Below are 15,494 nucleotides of genomic sequence, written 5' to 3'. Positions count from 1 at the left end.
TAATACTTATGATTCCCAAATCTATGCAGAAAGCCCAAAAACCGCTACCCTCTGAACCTCTGTGGTCTTAATGATAAGTCTTTAACCGGACATGATATCACAGGTCATTTTTAGGAATTTCCTCACGAAATTCTATGACCAATTGCATAGTTTCCACTACCAAATCGCGTAAATCTCGATTGAGCGCTACAGAGCCTTGAGGCCCAAACCAACGGTCAAAAATAGTGACATATCGCTGATTTCCATTGACGAATCCTTGCATGAACTTTACCAGAGAATAGTTAACTGTATCCAAGAATTTGGAGTTATTTTCTGGCACCATGCAAGCGATACCTTCTCGTGAATAGGGGCGATCGGGTACGATCGCAAAAGCATCTGGATTTTTTTGCTGTTGCAGCCATCCCTCTAAAAGAATGCTATCGGATGAGAAAGCATCAATAGTATCTTTTTCCAAAGCTGTATATCCCTCTGCTCTAGTTTTAAAATATACTAGTTTAGCTTTGGGTTGTACATGAGCGATCGCCTGCTCATTTGTGGTTCCTGCCAACACACCAATTCGCTTACCAATAAGTGATTCAGGAGAACCTAGATTACTTCCTTTCTTAACTAATAATTGGGTTCCAGTCGCACCGTAGCTGACAGAAAAATCTACTTTTTTATCTCGCTTCCATGTAAAACTACTTGCATCACATACAATATCAACTTGTTGATTAACTATTTTAGGAATCCGCTCAGATGGGCTAAGTCCAACTAATTGCAGTTTAATTTTTTTTCCTGTTTCTTTTTCTAATTGCTCTTTAATCAAATTCAGCATGTCTACAGAATAGCCATTTAACTTTCCTTGACTATCCACATAGGCAAAAGGTAGCGCATCTCTACTAGTACCAGCTGTTAATACTCCTGTTCTAACGACTTTTTTCATCACAGTCTCAGCAGCTACCACATTAGACATAAGCGTTGCAAACATGAGACTTAAAATAGGAATAGCAATTTTTTCATACATAAGCTTTAAGAGTAAGTAATTTTTTCAAAAATCAAATCTGATTTACAGCGTGTTTCTGGTACAAGCGATCGCACTAGTACAGCATGGCGTAAATAAACATACCATTTCAAACGGCGCAAGAGCTTGGAATATAATTCTTTTAACTTTTGACCCTTCGATTCCTTTCGACTGCGCTACCTCGGCTTCTCTACGAGACGCTACGCGAACGCTCGGCACAAGTCAAGGCAAGTCGCTCAGGGTCAAGGCTGAGCGAAGCCGTTGGCGCAGCCTCTCGCAGAGAAGCCTTGACTTCCACCTTGCGGTACTAGGCTCAGGCTGGACAGTTTTACCGTCTCCAAGACGCTACGCGATGGTGCAAAGCACTCACCAAAGACGATATCTACGCAAAACTACATAATTCGGTAAAATTGGGTAAAGCAATTTTTGCGCTTGTTAAACAAAGAAAGGCATCAGCAAACCCATGCAACTGAAACTCAGTGCATCTCGACTTCCCTTCGCCCCCCTCTTGTTAATCGCCCCCTTTTTCCTATGGGGGACGGCAATGGTAGCCATGAAAGGAGTCATACCCCATACCACACCGCTATTCATGGCGGGTGTGCGTCTGATACCAGCAGGGATGTTAATTCTGATTGCAGCAGCATTTATGGGTAAACCCCAGCCGAAGGGTTGGACTGCATGGCTGTGGATTGCCTTATTTGCCCTAGTAGATGGAACGCTGTTTCAAGGCTTTTTGGCAGAGGGATTAGTCAGAACTAGTGCCGGGTTAGGGTCTGTGATGATTGACTCGCAACCCTTGGCTGTTGCCTTGCTGTCATTGTGGCTATTCCAAGAACACATTGGCTTTTGGGGATGGCTAGGGCTAGGCTTGGGAGTCACAGGTATTAGTTTAATTGGCTTACCTGATGAGTGGATTTTACATTTTTTTGACTCAGGCGCAAATATGACAATCGGCAACTGGCAAGATTTGTTTGCTAGTGGCGAGTGGTTAATGCTGTTAGCAGCACTATCAATGGCAGTGGGAACAGTGTTAATTCGGTTTGTATGCCGACATGCTGACCCTGTAAGCGCTACAGGATGGCACATGATTTTGGGCGGATTGCCACTATGGGGAATTTCATCAGTTGTTGAATCCCAGCAGTGGGAGAATCTGGGAGGATCTGATTTCATGGCCTTGGGTTATGCTACCGTATTTGGCAGTGCGATCGCTTATGGGTTATTCTTCTACTTTGCTTCTAGTGGCAGTCTCACGAGTCTTAGTTCTCTCACCTTCCTGACACCCGTCTTTGCACTACTATTCGGCAATCTCTTCCTCTCAGAAGTCCTAAGTCCGTTGCAGTGGGTAGGAGTATTTCTCACTTTAATCAGTATCTATCTCATTAACCAACGTGATACTTTAGGGGGACAAAATGACACAGTTACTGTCGGCGAGATAGCTAATATACAGCAACCAGTTTTAGAAGCATCTGCTAAAAAATTGAACCCCATCAGCCTAGCAGTTAGAGAATCTGAACCAGAAACATCACCTTAACTTGCTAAAATAATTCTTAATTCGTAATTAAGTAGGGAGATGAAAGATAAATCAATTAAAAATTCAAAATTTAAAATTAAAGAACTTCTGCCTGGTTGTTGAGCGTAGTCGAAACACTGCCTCCTTTTTCCCAATTCCCAATTAAAAATGACAGTTAACATTTGGTCGTTTAGAAGCTATTGTGGTATCGAAGATTTCAAAAGCACGTTCAGGCTGGAACTTGCAATATGAGGCTATGCCGTTCCTCAATTCTGATATTTACCTGTTTTTCTTGCGTGGGTTTTTACCAAAATCGCTCAAATGCAGCCACACCTAACCTAGCACCTGAAATTCTAGAACTTGCACAAGCTAGTTCGACAGCTACTGCTAGTCCGGCTGTTTTGAAATATGGTAGTCGAAAATCAGATGTGCAGAGACTACAAACCCAATTAAAGCAGTTGGGATACTACAGAGGCGTAGTAGATGGACAGTATAACGCCAGTACGGAAATCGCTGTAGCTAGATTCCAGAAAGTAAAGGGTTTAAAATTAGATGGGATTGCTGGCCCGGCGACTCAGGAGAAACTGCAAGCAGCAATGGAGGCTAAAAAGCAGTTTTTCACCTCTCCAATAATTACTTCTCCAAAAGTTACCTCCCCAATAGTTACCTCTATTGCTCCGACTTCTGCAAATCCCCAAGCATCCGAGAGAGGTTTTGTCTGGTGGTTACTATTTACCATTGGAGTTCTAGGATGTACTGGCGCACTTTTTTATCTGCTGAGGTCGTTTCAGAAGGTAAAGCAAGTGCAAAACTCCGAAATATCAGAGCCTAAAAGTTTGAGTGAAGCTAACAAAGAACCGATTACACCACCTTTACTGGAGACTGTCACTAGTCTACAAATACCCCCACCACCACCATTTTCCACACAATTACTGCTACCAGAAAAAACTTCCCGTCTTGCTAAACTCAATATCGTGGAGGAATTAATTCAAGATTTACGCAGTTCTGACCCAACGAAGCGGCGCAAGGCTATTTGGGATTTAGGTCAGCAGGGAGATTCGCGGGCAATTCAGCATCTGGTTGACCTGATAATTGATGCTGATTCTCAAGAAAGGAGCTTAATCTTGGCAGCTTTGTCAGAAATTGGCATTCGCACACTCAAACCGATGAACCGTGCTTTAGCAATTTCAATTCAAGATGAAAGTCCACAAGTTCGGCAAAATGCGATCCGTGACCTGACACGCGTTTATGACATGATGGGTCAAATGAGTCAGATGTTGCACCATGCGCTAGAAGACCCAGATGCCGATGTGCAAGCAACAGCACGATATGCTTTAACTCAGATGAATCGAATACGAATACGTGACTTGCCGGAGCAACAGAGTCTACAGGAAGATTCCGATCGTGATTCACAACAATAGAGATTGGTTGTATACCCAATACTTTTCGCTTTGTGCATTTTTAATTAGGAATCAGGTTTTGGGAAAAGAGTACTGGGTTTGGGTTAAAGGTTTTTTTTTCCCCAAAACCCGATAAGTATTGGCAGTGTACCAAGCTGAATCTGCTATCAGCTTAAAAGTATTTCAACTGGATTTGGATATTGGTATCTGGCCCTGCCACTAAAAATGCTGCTTCGCTAAATTTGGGCGCTCTTGTGCGAATTTCTGGGTTGCTGGAAAATCCAAAACCTTCGCTTGGTATACCAAAAATATTGCTATTGAGAGTGCGGTCATTATTTTGATCGTGGAAGACAGCAACGGCGTAACTACCTGCTTTCAAGTTATCAAAGGTAAGTGGTAAGGGATTTTCAGTAATCTTGGTACACTGCTTTTGTAAGACGCGATCGCGATCGCTAGGAAATCCTTCACTGCTAGCAAATATACTGGCACAGACTTGTCCTTTTTTATTCTTCAAGCCATCAATTTCCACGGTGAGTTTGCCATTAAAATTTGCTTTGGCACTAAATGACCATGCTAAATTTCCCATCACTGCCAATAGCAGCATACTAACTCTTAAGCCTTTAAGCATAAAATTTTTACAAGGTAAAATGCGATCGCTAAATTTTTGAAGGAGGCAGGAGGCCTCCTAGCTTTCTTGATAAAGCACTAATCAGACAAAAAGTAGGAGGTTTTATACCCCCTACTTTTCCCCGCTTGGATAGAGAATTTTGCGGAATCAGTTCAATCGACTAATGGTATCTTAATAGCTCATATTAAGAATATGCCAGAAGATGAACCAAAGAAATATTTCCCCTAAAGTCTCCCAATTGAGCTTTGTTCATCAGAAAATACCGTTGCATCACCTTCTTTAAGAAATCCACTGTAGGCTTCCATGCCGTGTTCGCCGATATCCAAACCTTCTAATTCCTCTTCTTTGGATACTCTAATACCTAAAGTCGCTTTTAGTGCCAACCAAAAAATACTGCTGAGTAAAACAGTGAAGCCAGCTACTGAGACAACGCCCAGCAACTGAACACCAAACTGTCCAAAGCCACCACCTGAAAATAAACCTTTTTCTGGGCCAAGTGTATACCAGGTAAAAACACCAGGCCCAACAGACCATAAACCAACTGCTAGAGTTCCCCAAATACCACAAACTAAGTGAACTGAGGTAGCTCCCACTGGGTCATCAATGCCAAGTTTATCAAAGAATGTTACAGAGAAAACTACCAGTACTCCAGCAATGAAACCAATTACTAAAGAACTAGCGACACCTACGTAAGCACAAGATGCTGTAATCCCAACTAAGCCAGCTAAAATACCATTGATAATCATTGACAAGTCTGGTTTACCTAAGTACAACCAAGCTGTGATGGTGGCAGCAATTCCACCGGCAGCAGCAGCCATGTTAGTGGTTAGAGCAATATGACTGATCGCACCAGGATCGGCAGCCATTACAGAACCGGGATTGAAACCAAACCAGCCCAACCACAGAATCAAACAGCCCAACGTAGCAATACTCATGTTGTGACCCGGCATTGCTACAACTTGCTTGTCTTGATATTTACCAAGACGGGGCCCAAGAAATGCTGCCCCCATCAAAGCTGCCCAGCCACCTACAGAGTGAACCACCGTAGAACCGGCAAAATCCCAAAAACCTCTATCTGCTAGCCAACCACCACCCCAAATCCAATGTCCGGTAATGGGATAGGCAATACCTACAAGTAAGAGGCTGAAAATTAGGAAGTCAACAAATTTAATCCGTTCGGCTACTGCACCAGAAACGATTGTTGCTGCTGTCCCAGCAAACACTAGCTGGAATAAAAACTTGGCTGCTAAAGGTACACCAGCCCAATTAATGGCACTGAAAACACCTTTATAAGCGTCTGCTGTAGCGGGACTGTTGTCTACTCCTTTTAAGAAAAACCCATTCAATCCAATGAAGTCATTGCCATCACCGAACATTAAGGCAAAACCGATTGACCAAAAGGCAACAGTAGACAGAGCAAATACAATCAAGTTTTTGGAAAGAACATTGACAGCGTTTTTCTGACGACAGAAACCAGTTTCTAACATACAAAAACCGGCGTTCATGAAGAACACTAAAAAAGCAGCGATCGCTACCCATAAGGTGTCAATAGCAATTTTGAGTTCTGCTGTCGTTGGCGCTGCGGCTGGAGTTTGGGCAACTGCGGCATAACCCCAAGCCAACACAATTAGACAAGCGATAGGTAAACAAGCTTGCCAACTGGGAGAAAGTCGCTTAATCAGATTAAATAGCTTGACTTTAGAGTGAGATTGTGAATTGATAACGTAATTTCTTCCAGACAAATGCCTATTTTTTGTTTTCGATTTTTGTTTGTACATGAATTTGAGCATCATCCTCCAAACCATCCTTAAAAAAGGGAAAAAACAGGTTAAGCAGAAAAAACTACCGACCGAAGTTAGATCCAGTGTTTTTTGATATTTTTCCTTTAGACCACTTGTTTAAAAACCAGAAGCTCAAATAACCTTAGTAGGAGTTTAAGAAACTATTGGCACATCTGTAAATATTTTTTATAGTTCTTCGTAAGAAATTTATGATGTATTCTCTGAAATAGTCAAGTCTTCTTCATTTAATCTTTAATCTTGGAAAAAAGTTGGCTGAGAAATTGCCCAAAATTGTCTTGAATGATGCCAATAAAAAAGCAGGTAGAAAGTAGCAAGGAATCTGTAGAATATACTTTATGACTAACGTAAAATGGCTTTTTTAAGCTAAAAATCTGATTGTTGGCTCTATTCACTATCGAGAAGACCGACTTCTGGAGTATTATTACGATTTTTGTATTCTTCTTCAACAAGTTGCTCGATCGCATAAACATCAGGCCATACTGATGCGCCATGTTCGTAGGCATCAATGCCAATGCGATCGGTTTCGGGATTGACACGTAAGTGTCCCAGCGCTTTGAGACCACCAAACATCAAAAAGCTAAAGCCGACGCTGAAAACTGCGATCGCTACTACGCTTAAAATTTGTATAACTAATAAATCAAAGTCACCACCCAAAAATAACCCTGCCTTTTTGTTGAGGGTCAGTTCCGCTTGACCTAAGAAGCCAACTGAGAGAGTACCCATCATGCCATTGATACCGTGTACGACAAATGTCCCCACAAGGTCATCAATGTGGAGTGATTCAATTAAATCCATTCCCAGAGTAACCAAAATTCCACTCGTTAACCCAATCAAAACTGAAGCCCAAGGTGCAACGTAGGCACAAGGCGCTGTGATTGCCACTAATCCTGCGAGCGAACCATTGAGAGAATAAACTAAATTCCACTTACCTGTGCGGGTATATTAAAAAATTATCGCTGATTTAGCTACATATTTTCCGATATTATAAAATTGGATAATTCTGAATGTTATTAATTTTTTATACAAAGATTTAATTCTTTGCGACTTTAAAGGTATATCATTCCATCACTACACTCAAAATTTTGTATTAAAAACAACGCAGATTTCCCACACTTATCCTGAGATAGCAGCTTGGTCGAGCTATTTATACAAGATAGAGCGTTTTGCAACTACATGACTCACATCGAATTGTTACAACAAGGCTAACAAACCTAATTTCCTTAAAAAAAACCGGGTTTAGAGTACCTTTAATATGGGAGACTTGGCAATATTCCCTATAAATCAGATTTAAGATGAGTAACACAATTTCGGATATTGCAGTCAAGACCATCAACGGTGAAGATAAGCAATTAAACGACTACATCGGTCAGGTACTCTTAATTGTAAATGTGGCTTCCTTCTGTGGTTATACTTCTCAATACGAGGGGTTAGAAAAGTTGAACCAAAAGTATGAAGAAGCAGGTTTACGTATTTTGGGGTTCCCTTGTAACGATTTTGGAGCGCAGGAACCGGGAAGCAATGAGGAAATTGTGCAATTCTGCACGAGTAAATATGGTGTTACCTTTGAACTATTCGATAAAGTTCATGCCAAAGGCTCACAGCAGCATCCACTTTATGAGCGACTGACTAAAGCCGTTGAGCCAACGGGAACTGTTGCTTGGAACTTTGAAAAATTTTTAGTTAATAAGCAAGGTGAAGTGGTGGCTCGATTTAATAGTAGTGTCCAGCCAAATTCACCAGAGATAATTGCCACAATTGAGAAGGAATTAGCAAAATAGTCATTAGATAAAAGTTCTGTACTATTAATGATTGACTGTTAGCTCTGGACTGTTAAAATTATTTACTTCCAGAGAATTAATTGAGAAAATCGTCTCAATGAGTAGTTTAATTTATTTGTGTCTAATTTGTCATGAACGTTGCAATCATTGGTTGTGGTTATGTTGGTTATAAAGTTGCTCAATATTGGCAGCAAGATATGAATTTTGTTGTCAGTGTAACCACAACTTCGTCTGAGCGTATCCCTACCTTACAATCAGTATCTCAAAGAGTTGTAGTTACCTGTGGTAATGACATAGATAGTCTAAAATCAGTTTTACATAATCAAGATGTTGTACTTTTGAGTGTTGGGGCAAAAAATAGCGAAGTTTATGAAGAAACTTACCTACAAACTGCCCAAACTTTAGTTTCATGCCTACAACAGATTAAGAATGTAAAACAATTAATATACACAGGTAGTTATGCAGTATATGGTGACAGGAATGGTGTATGGGTAGATGAAGAAACACCGCTTGCACCTCCTAATTTAAATGCCCAAATTCTCCGAAAAACAGAAGAGGTATTGCTATCAGCATCTAGCGAAAATCTCCGTGTTTGTATCTTCCGCTTAGGAGGGATTTATGGAACTGGTAGAGAACTGTTGAAAATATTTGGTAGATATTCTGGTACAACCCGTCCGGGCAATGGTGAGGATACCACAAATTGGGTTCATCTAGATGATATTGTTGGTGCGATAGAATTTGCCCGTCAACGTCGTTTGCAAGGGATTTACAATCTGGTAGATGATGCACATCTCACCAGCCGAGAATTGCTAGATAGCTTATTTGAAAAACATAATTTACCCAAAGTCAAATGGGATACATCTATCAAGAGTACTCGCCCATATAATGCTTGGGTATCGAATGAAAAGCTCAAAGAAGCTGGATACGAGTTGATTCATCCACAGATGATTTTTTAGCAAGTATTAAAAACTAGGAATTATGCAAACATCTGCTGTAGCTAACACAACTAATTTGACAGCATCTCCTAGCAAGTTTTACAGTTGGCAAAATTATCGTTGCGCCTACGAAGTTCATCAACCAATTAATACAACATCTGAGGGCATTCCCTTACTGTTAATTCATCCGATTGGCGTAGGATTGTCGCGGCGATTTTGGCAACGATTTTGTCGCGAGTGGTATAGTACAGGTCAGCGTAATTCAATTTACAACCCTGATTTACTAGGATGTGGTGAAAGTGATATGCCCCGTATAGCTTACACTCCTAGTGATTGGGCAGAACAATTGCAGTCTTTTTTACAAAAAGTAGTCCAAAAACCGGTTATTCTAGTAGTGCAAGGCGCTTTATTGCCAGTTGCTATCCAACTAGTCCAAAAGGAATCAAATTTAATTGCCGGACTGGTACTTTCTGGGCCACCAACGTGGGCTTTGATGACAAATAAACCACCAGAATGGCAGGAAAAATTCCTTTGGAACGTGTTAGATTCGCCTTTTGGCAGTGCTTTTTATCGCTATGCACGCACCCCAAAATTTTTACGTTCTTTTTCGATTCGTCAACTCTTTGCTTCTGAAAATGCTGTGGATACAGAGTGGTTAAATACATTGCTTGCAGGTGCAGAAAATCCTGCTAGTCGCCATGCAGTGTTTTCTTTTTTAGCAGGGTTTTGGCGAGATGATTATACTAGTTTTATTGCCTCGATTCAGCAACCAACATTAGCAGTTATGGGGGAAACTGCATCGAGTATTAGCCAAGACAATAAAAAAGAAACACCAGATGAACGCTTGGCTCACTATCTTGTTTGTTTGCCTGAAAGTCGAGGTATAAAAATAAACGGACGTAATGTTTTACCCTATGAATCAACCACTGAATTTGTAGTAGCGATCGCTCCATTCATTAATGAAGTTTCTTAGCCGATTGATAGTTACATTGTACCAGTTCTCCCATGATAGGTTATGACTGGAATTGATTACTAAAGGCAAGCAAAATTATGTTACCCAATCATCGAGGACAAAGAGTACCCAATGTCACTTTTCATACTCGCAAGGATAACCAGTGGGTAGATGTGACAACTGATGAGCTATTTGCTAATAAGACAGTAGTTGTGTTCTCTTTACCGGGTGCTTATACTCCGACTTGTTCATCCACTCATCTCCCTGGATACAACGAATTAGCTCCAGTTTTCAAAGAGAATAGTGTCGATGAGATTATCTGTATTTCTGTTAATGATGCCTTTGTGATGAACGAATGGGCAAAGGATCAAGAAGTAGAAAATATCACACTAATTCCTGATGGAAATGGTGAATTTACTGAAGGCATGGGTTTATTGGTAGATAAATCAGACTTGGGGTTTGGGAAGCGATCGTGGCGCTATTCTATGCTGGTGAGAGATGGTGTAATTAACCAGATGTTTATTGAACCGGAAGAGCCTGGAGATCCCTTTAAGGTGTCGGATGCTGAGACAATGCTCAGATACATCAACCCCCAAGCAGTTAAACCGGAAGTAGTTTCCCTGTTTGCGAAAGTGGGTTGTCCTTTCTGTGCCCGTGCTAAGGCAATGCTCAAGGAACATGGCATCAACTACGAAGAAATTACCTTGGGTAAGGATATCACCACACGATCGCTAAAAGCAGTTGCAGGTGCGACAACAGTTCCCCAAGTATTTATCGATGGTAAATTAATTGGTGGTTCTGAGGCATTAGAAGCCTACTTCGCCGCTAAATAGGGTTGAGTAGGGTTGCAATACTGCGTAGGTTTTGCCTAAAAAACAGAAATGTGTAGGTTGGGGAGCCACTGCGTTGGACGGGTTCCCCGGCTTAAATCAAGTGGCGTTTGAGGAACAAAACCCAAGATTTGGTAGGGTTTATTGGGTTTCGCTATTGCTCAACCCAACCTACGAATATTCTGAAACCGAGCGGTATTAAGTAGAATTGCACAACCATCAATTGTGTTAACTTCAGGTGAAAATCATGATATTTTTGACCGTAGCCTGATTTGTGAGAATTGAAAACCACAGATCCCCGACTTAGTAAAAGTTGTCGGGGATTTTGTTTTTCGTCAGCATTTAACAAATCTTCAGATGGGTAGATGTATTTTTGTCCAGCTATTCACTACCGATCGCATAAAATTGATTCGGATTAAATTTACATTTCTTTAAAAGACAATATGTTTGCCAGAATTCGCCGAATTTTGAGTCAATTTTTTAGTAATTCCAGAACAATCAACAACGAGCCACTGAATAAAGTCAGTTTGATTGTGATTATTATAGTTGATATTTTTATCTTAATTAATGTTTTTACTGGACTCGATGATATTAGCAGATGGCATATCAGTCCAACTGAGACTTATCCATGTTATTCAGAGTGGCAAAATTACCGAGCGAAAACTAATAAAGATAAAGACTATGAAATTGTTAGACTTTCATTGTCATCTTACACAAACAGTCAATTTAGTTTTCGGGGAAACTATCAACAAGCCGAAACAGGACATCTAGGTAAGGTTTCTCAAACGTGTTTGCAATATGCCGATTACAAAGATAAGATTAAGAATTCTGAAAAGCAGCAAATTATCCAAACTATCGAGCAAAAACAAGCAAAAATTAGTAGACTCGAACAAGCCAATAGCACTATTAAATCTCAGTATGACTCAACGCTTTTAGAAAAAATTGCCGGACAGAATCGCGAACAATCCATTAATCAAGTCAGTGCTGAAAAAGCTAAACAGACATTAGAAGAAAATAATCGCCAAATTTCTACTCTTCAACAAGAAACTTCTACTCTTAAAAATGAACTACTTGCCCAACCAGAAAGCATTAGTTTTATAGCCTTTCTTAAAAATGACAATCTATTTCAAGAAGTCGATAAAGGCTATCATCAGGCATCATTTTGGTATCCAAGTATCCAACTTGGTTTTCAGTCCCTATTTCTTTTACCACTGATTCTCATTGCTTTATCAGTTCATAAATTTGCGCAAAGAAGAGGATATGGACTCGTCTCGCTAATTAGCTGGCATTTGCTAGTTATCTTTTTTATCCCATTAATCGTTAAAATATTTGAATTTCTGCAAATAGGTGCAATATTCAAATTTTTATTTGATATAATCAGTGCCATTTTTGGCGGTTTACTTTTCCTGATAAATTATGTTTATATCTTGCTAATTCCAGTTATTGGTTTTGGAATCATCCAATTTTTTCAAAAATTTGTCTTTAACGCTAAAGTCCAAGCAGCTAGCAGAGTTCAAAAATCACGATGTGTCAATTGTGCCAAGAAAATTCGACATCTTGATAATTACTGTCCACACTGCGGTTATTATCAGTACATTGAATGCCATAACTGCCATAATCTTACTTATAAGCATTTGTCGTACTGTAAACATTGTGGAACTTCTCAAGTTTCCAGTAATTTGTAATCAATGAAGTCGTCGATCGCCTTTTAAATTTAGATATGGAAAAAGAGAAACAAATCAATAAAGAGAGTCAGTCGCCGCTTGATTTTCTCAAAAACCTGTTGATTGCTCGTTGGCGATCGCTCTTACTCCTTTTGATCGGAGTCTATTTACCTTTGCAGATTTTTGAAATCCTGACAGTGAAGATATGGGAGAATCAAGCCGGCTTTCCGTGGGATGTGCCGATTCTGTTAGCGGTTCATTCGACAGAAAACCCACAGTTAGATGTTTTAGCTGTCACCCTAGCTACAATTGGGTTGCCTTGGACGGCGATGGTGGTTTTGGGGGCGATCGCACTGATGCTACTACTTCAAAAACGCTGGCGATCGCTAGCATATTTACTTACCGCCTCAGCAGGAAGCGTCATCATCAACCGCACCGCAAAGCAATTAATGCATCGAGTGCGTCCACAATTGTGGCAGTCCATTGCACCTGAGTCTAGTTTTGCATTTCCCAGCGCTCATGCGATGACGAGTGTAACGCTGGTAGCAATTTTGCTGTTCTTAACTTGGGCTACCTCTTGGCGCTGGTTGGTTCTCATATTCGGCAGCTTATACATCATCGCAATTGCGTGGTGTCGTCTCTATTTGGGGGTTCATTTTCCTAGTGACATTCTCGCAGGTTGGACGGTTGCATTAGGTTGGACAATTGGTGTCAGTCTAATTATCAAACCGTATAGAGCTATAGCCAAATCCGTAGATGGCGAACGTCCTAAAGATGAAACTACTTTACTCCCAGAAGAAATAAAGTCGATAAATGAGGAGTAATTTTAGCCCTCACCCTAAATCCCTCTCCCAAAGGAGAGGGACTTTGTAGTCTCCCTTTCTCCCAAAATTGGGAGAAGTATCGCTCTGGATTATCAGCTTCAGTAAGCTTATTTTGAATTCAAAAATTGTATCTCAAAATATGGTTTTTTATTTTTTTGTCAGAAACTCGTTTCGTAAGTAAAGCTAATAACTTATTATCCAAAAACGGTATTATAGGCTATTATTTTTGGCGTTGACAAAACTTTTCGGTCTACTGACTTTACCATTCAACCTCTTGGTGATAGAGTTATCCAATCAATTCATATCTATTCAAAATAACAATCAACATAACAATGAAAACATTGCGGGCTTTAACACCGATCGCGCTGGGTTTACTTACGCTTACGGTCGCAAGTTCTGTGAATGCTCAAGCGATAATCGATACTGTAGACAATGGTAATTTAAGTGTGACGGGGATGACACGAGGAAGCGGTTGCACTGTCCTTTTTAGCCCTCAAGGGGAGCTACTTCAAAATGGTCGTTCCTGTAGTTCAAGAGAAATTGGTAAAGCTCAAACTGCGATCGATACCTATCTCCGGGAGCAAGGCGCACCTGAGCGCAACAGTGACAATTCAATGGGGCAAAGACTGACCTTAATCTGCTACGGTGAAGGTCGCAAACCAAGTCTTGAAAACCGTAACAGCTATGAATGGAACTCACGCCGTCATCGCTATGAACTGCAAAATCGTGTAGAGTCTTCGACAGACGAGTTCGATTCCGAGGTTCAAGTCGAGATTCGTAATATGCAGGGAAAAATTCATCTGGGCGGAAGGCTCATCCCGCCAATTAATTCAGGCGGTACTGATGGATGGTGGAACCTCAAGGATCTCCGTGTCACACCTGAGCAAATCACGGGAAAATACCAAGTAAATGGGCTAAATCATCCGCGTGTTGAGATCGATCGACGCAGTGGACGGATTGCCATTAATGGGATTGAGCATTTCCGTGGTAATTGTGATTCCGGCGACTGGAGCAATAGCAGAACTCGTTTTTAGTCTGTTGTATTGTTGGGTTTCGTCAAGACAAAGACGAAACCCATGTCTTCGCAGTTGAAAACTTGCTTCATCGGTGGCATCAAGATTTCGTTTTAGTGCAGACGCGATCGCAAGAACATTGCTTTCTTCGACACTAGCTAATAGGCGAAAAATCGAGGTAAGTCTAAAGAAATACTAAAGGCAAAACGATAAAACAAAAATCAAGATACATTTATTTAGGTAGATTTTAATACCATCAACAACATAGTACCAATCTTCAAATTTGAAGATTAATACTTTTGCTTGGGGTAATTTAATTAAGCTAAACGGTTTGCTAATTAATTAGAACAATAAGCAATTAATTGCTTGGGACGGAGAAACTATCACATGAAAAACTCTGCCTTGACTCTTATTCGTAGTGTTTTAGCCGCCTCGGTCATCACTACATCGCTCACATTTAGCTTCACTGCACCGTCGTTAGCTCAGGCTCATACGACCGTACGGTTTTCCACTGGCAAAGACAACACTTTTATACAGTCTTCGATCGCGGGCAACCAATACCATGACTATATTCTAAATGCGCGGGCAGGGCAGAGGCTCTCGGTTTCGTTGATTACCAAAGGAGCAGCATACTTCAACATTCTCTCACCAGGCAGCACAGATCGGGCAATTTATAACAGCTCAATATCGGGCAACGACGGAAACCTTCGTTTGTCACAGAGTGGTAACTATACAGTTCGTGTGTATCTAAAGGGTGGCAGTAAGGACAGAAATCGAACGGTTCCTTTTGAACTTTCAGTCGGTATCTTGTGATGGTTGCTTTTCAATACTAGACATCTTGCAAAAGTAACAAATGCCAAGATGTTGGGGAAAGGTCAAAGGTTAAAGGTTAAGGGGAAATTCCATCTCTTTCCCCTTTACCCCCGCCCGTTATCCCCAAAGGGGACCCCACCTTCCCCTTTCCCTTACTTCTGCAAGAAGTCTACTAAACAAAAGCTTGAAAAGCGGCACAGCAGCGATGCGTTGATCGCATCGCTCCATAACTAGTTTTCTCGATCGCTGGAACCCACCTTCCGCACCCTAACTGTCACAGATCAGCAAAAAGCAGACAGAGTAGTACACAAGAACTAAGAAATATCAAAAAGAAAGCAGAGTTAA

At 40.8% G+C, this 15,494-nt stretch carries 13 protein-coding genes and 1 pseudogene; 10 read left to right on the top strand and 4 right to left on the bottom strand.

Going from position 1 to position 15,494, the window contains the following annotated elements; all coding sequences use genetic code 11:
• Positions 1 to 97: 97 nt before the first annotated feature.
• The gene (locus tag V7K53_RS15610; RefSeq protein ID WP_335198423.1) at positions 98 to 1,003 is read right to left on the bottom strand and encodes an amino acid ABC transporter substrate-binding protein; all 906 of its coding nucleotides are present in this window, start codon (positions 1,001 to 1,003) and stop codon (positions 98 to 100) included.
• A 49-nt stretch (positions 1,004 to 1,052) separates the two neighbouring features.
• On the opposite strand from V7K53_RS15610, the gene V7K53_RS15605 reads away from it, so the two are divergent.
• The 3 genes from V7K53_RS15605 (at position 1,053) to V7K53_RS15595 (ending at position 3,931) form a co-directional block, all read left to right on the top strand.
• Positions 1,053 to 1,400, top strand: coding sequence for a hypothetical protein (locus V7K53_RS15605; protein WP_335198422.1), 348 nt, complete (start codon positions 1,053 to 1,055; stop codon positions 1,398 to 1,400).
• Positions 1,401 to 1,463: 63 nt separating this feature from the next.
• Positions 1,464 to 2,531: a DMT family transporter gene (locus V7K53_RS15600; RefSeq protein WP_335198421.1), complete on the top strand. Its 1,068-nt coding sequence runs from the start codon at positions 1,464 to 1,466 to the stop codon at positions 2,529 to 2,531.
• A gap of 227 nt (positions 2,532 to 2,758) precedes the next feature.
• Positions 2,759 to 3,931 (top strand): peptidoglycan-binding protein, encoded by a 1,173-nt coding sequence (locus V7K53_RS15595; RefSeq protein ID WP_335198420.1) that lies wholly within the window; start codon positions 2,759 to 2,761, stop codon positions 3,929 to 3,931.
• Positions 3,932 to 4,082: 151 nt separating this feature from the next.
• Here the strand turns inward: V7K53_RS15595 and V7K53_RS15590 are convergent, their stop codons facing one another.
• The 3 genes and pseudogenes from V7K53_RS15590 to V7K53_RS15580 all read right to left on the bottom strand — a co-directional run.
• Positions 4,083 to 4,538 carry a DUF2141 domain-containing protein gene (locus tag V7K53_RS15590; RefSeq protein WP_335198419.1) on the bottom strand — a complete coding sequence of 152 codons (456 nt, stop codon included), beginning with the start codon at positions 4,536 to 4,538 and terminating at the stop codon, positions 4,083 to 4,085.
• 224 nt (positions 4,539 to 4,762) lie between these two features.
• On the bottom strand, positions 4,763 to 6,316 hold the full coding sequence (locus V7K53_RS15585; RefSeq protein WP_335198418.1) for an ammonium transporter: 1,554 nt from the start codon (positions 6,314 to 6,316) through the stop codon (positions 4,763 to 4,765).
• 408 nt (positions 6,317 to 6,724) lie between these two features.
• Positions 6,725 to 7,267, bottom strand: a pseudogene (locus V7K53_RS15580) (ammonium transporter); the annotation flags it as partial.
• Between the two features lie 365 nt (positions 7,268 to 7,632).
• Between V7K53_RS15580 and V7K53_RS15575 the strand changes: the two are divergent.
• From V7K53_RS15575 to V7K53_RS15545, 7 genes are all read left to right on the top strand, one after another.
• Positions 7,633 to 8,118 carry a glutathione peroxidase gene (locus tag V7K53_RS15575; RefSeq protein WP_335198417.1) on the top strand — a complete coding sequence of 162 codons (486 nt, stop codon included), beginning with the start codon at positions 7,633 to 7,635 and terminating at the stop codon, positions 8,116 to 8,118.
• Between the two features lie 131 nt (positions 8,119 to 8,249).
• Complete coding sequence (locus tag V7K53_RS15570) at positions 8,250 to 9,074, top strand: SDR family oxidoreductase (RefSeq protein ID WP_335198416.1); 825 nt, start codon at positions 8,250 to 8,252, stop codon at positions 9,072 to 9,074.
• A 22-nt stretch (positions 9,075 to 9,096) separates the two neighbouring features.
• Positions 9,097 to 10,026, top strand: a complete 930-nt coding sequence (locus V7K53_RS15565) for an alpha/beta fold hydrolase (RefSeq protein WP_335198415.1) — start codon at positions 9,097 to 9,099, stop codon at positions 10,024 to 10,026.
• Positions 10,027 to 10,103: 77 nt separating this feature from the next.
• Positions 10,104 to 10,838 (top strand): glutathione peroxidase, encoded by a 735-nt coding sequence (locus V7K53_RS15560; RefSeq protein WP_335198414.1) that lies wholly within the window; start codon positions 10,104 to 10,106, stop codon positions 10,836 to 10,838.
• A 440-nt stretch (positions 10,839 to 11,278) separates the two neighbouring features.
• On the top strand, positions 11,279 to 12,520 hold the full coding sequence (locus V7K53_RS15555) for a hypothetical protein (protein ID WP_335198413.1): 1,242 nt from the start codon (positions 11,279 to 11,281) through the stop codon (positions 12,518 to 12,520).
• A 35-nt stretch (positions 12,521 to 12,555) separates the two neighbouring features.
• Positions 12,556 to 13,323, top strand: coding sequence for a phosphatase PAP2 family protein (locus V7K53_RS15550; protein ID WP_335198412.1), 768 nt, complete (start codon positions 12,556 to 12,558; stop codon positions 13,321 to 13,323).
• A gap of 332 nt (positions 13,324 to 13,655) precedes the next feature.
• On the top strand, positions 13,656 to 14,357 hold the full coding sequence (locus tag V7K53_RS15545; protein WP_335198411.1) for a hypothetical protein: 702 nt from the start codon (positions 13,656 to 13,658) through the stop codon (positions 14,355 to 14,357).
• The last annotated feature ends 1,137 nt before the right edge of the window (positions 14,358 to 15,494 follow it).

The sequence above is a fragment of the Nostoc sp. genome, from assembly GCF_036917355.1.
In the GTDB taxonomy this organism is placed as follows: domain Bacteria; phylum Cyanobacteriota; class Cyanobacteriia; order Cyanobacteriales; family Nostocaceae; genus Nostoc.
This window is presented reverse-complemented; position numbering and strand designations above follow the sequence as displayed.

What these genes read in the sequence shown, in the direction of transcription:
- V7K53_RS15555 (WP_335198413.1), top strand. Translation starts at nt 11,279, where the DNA reads ATGTTTGCCAGAATTCGCCGAATTTTGAGTCAATTTTTTAGTAATTCC.
- V7K53_RS15565 (WP_335198415.1), top strand. Translation starts at nt 9,097, where the DNA reads ATGCAAACATCTGCTGTAGCTAACACAACTAATTTGACAGCATCTCCT.
- V7K53_RS15545 (WP_335198411.1), top strand. Translation starts at nt 13,656, where the DNA reads ATGAAAACATTGCGGGCTTTAACACCGATCGCGCTGGGTTTACTTACG.
- V7K53_RS15610 (WP_335198423.1), bottom strand. Translation starts at nt 1,003, where the DNA reads ATGTATGAAAAAATTGCTATTCCTATTTTAAGTCTCATGTTTGCAACG.
- V7K53_RS15575 (WP_335198417.1), top strand. Translation starts at nt 7,633, where the DNA reads ATGAGTAACACAATTTCGGATATTGCAGTCAAGACCATCAACGGTGAA.
- V7K53_RS15595 (WP_335198420.1), top strand. Translation starts at nt 2,759, where the DNA reads ATGAGGCTATGCCGTTCCTCAATTCTGATATTTACCTGTTTTTCTTGC.
- V7K53_RS15590 (WP_335198419.1), bottom strand. Translation starts at nt 4,538, where the DNA reads ATGCTTAAAGGCTTAAGAGTTAGTATGCTGCTATTGGCAGTGATGGGA.
- V7K53_RS15570 (WP_335198416.1), top strand. Translation starts at nt 8,250, where the DNA reads ATGAACGTTGCAATCATTGGTTGTGGTTATGTTGGTTATAAAGTTGCT.
- V7K53_RS15550 (WP_335198412.1), top strand. Translation starts at nt 12,556, where the DNA reads ATGGAAAAAGAGAAACAAATCAATAAAGAGAGTCAGTCGCCGCTTGAT.
- V7K53_RS15560 (WP_335198414.1), top strand. Translation starts at nt 10,104, where the DNA reads ATGTTACCCAATCATCGAGGACAAAGAGTACCCAATGTCACTTTTCAT.
- V7K53_RS15600 (WP_335198421.1), top strand. Translation starts at nt 1,464, where the DNA reads ATGCAACTGAAACTCAGTGCATCTCGACTTCCCTTCGCCCCCCTCTTG.
- V7K53_RS15585 (WP_335198418.1), bottom strand. Translation starts at nt 6,316, where the DNA reads ATGTACAAACAAAAATCGAAAACAAAAAATAGGCATTTGTCTGGAAGA.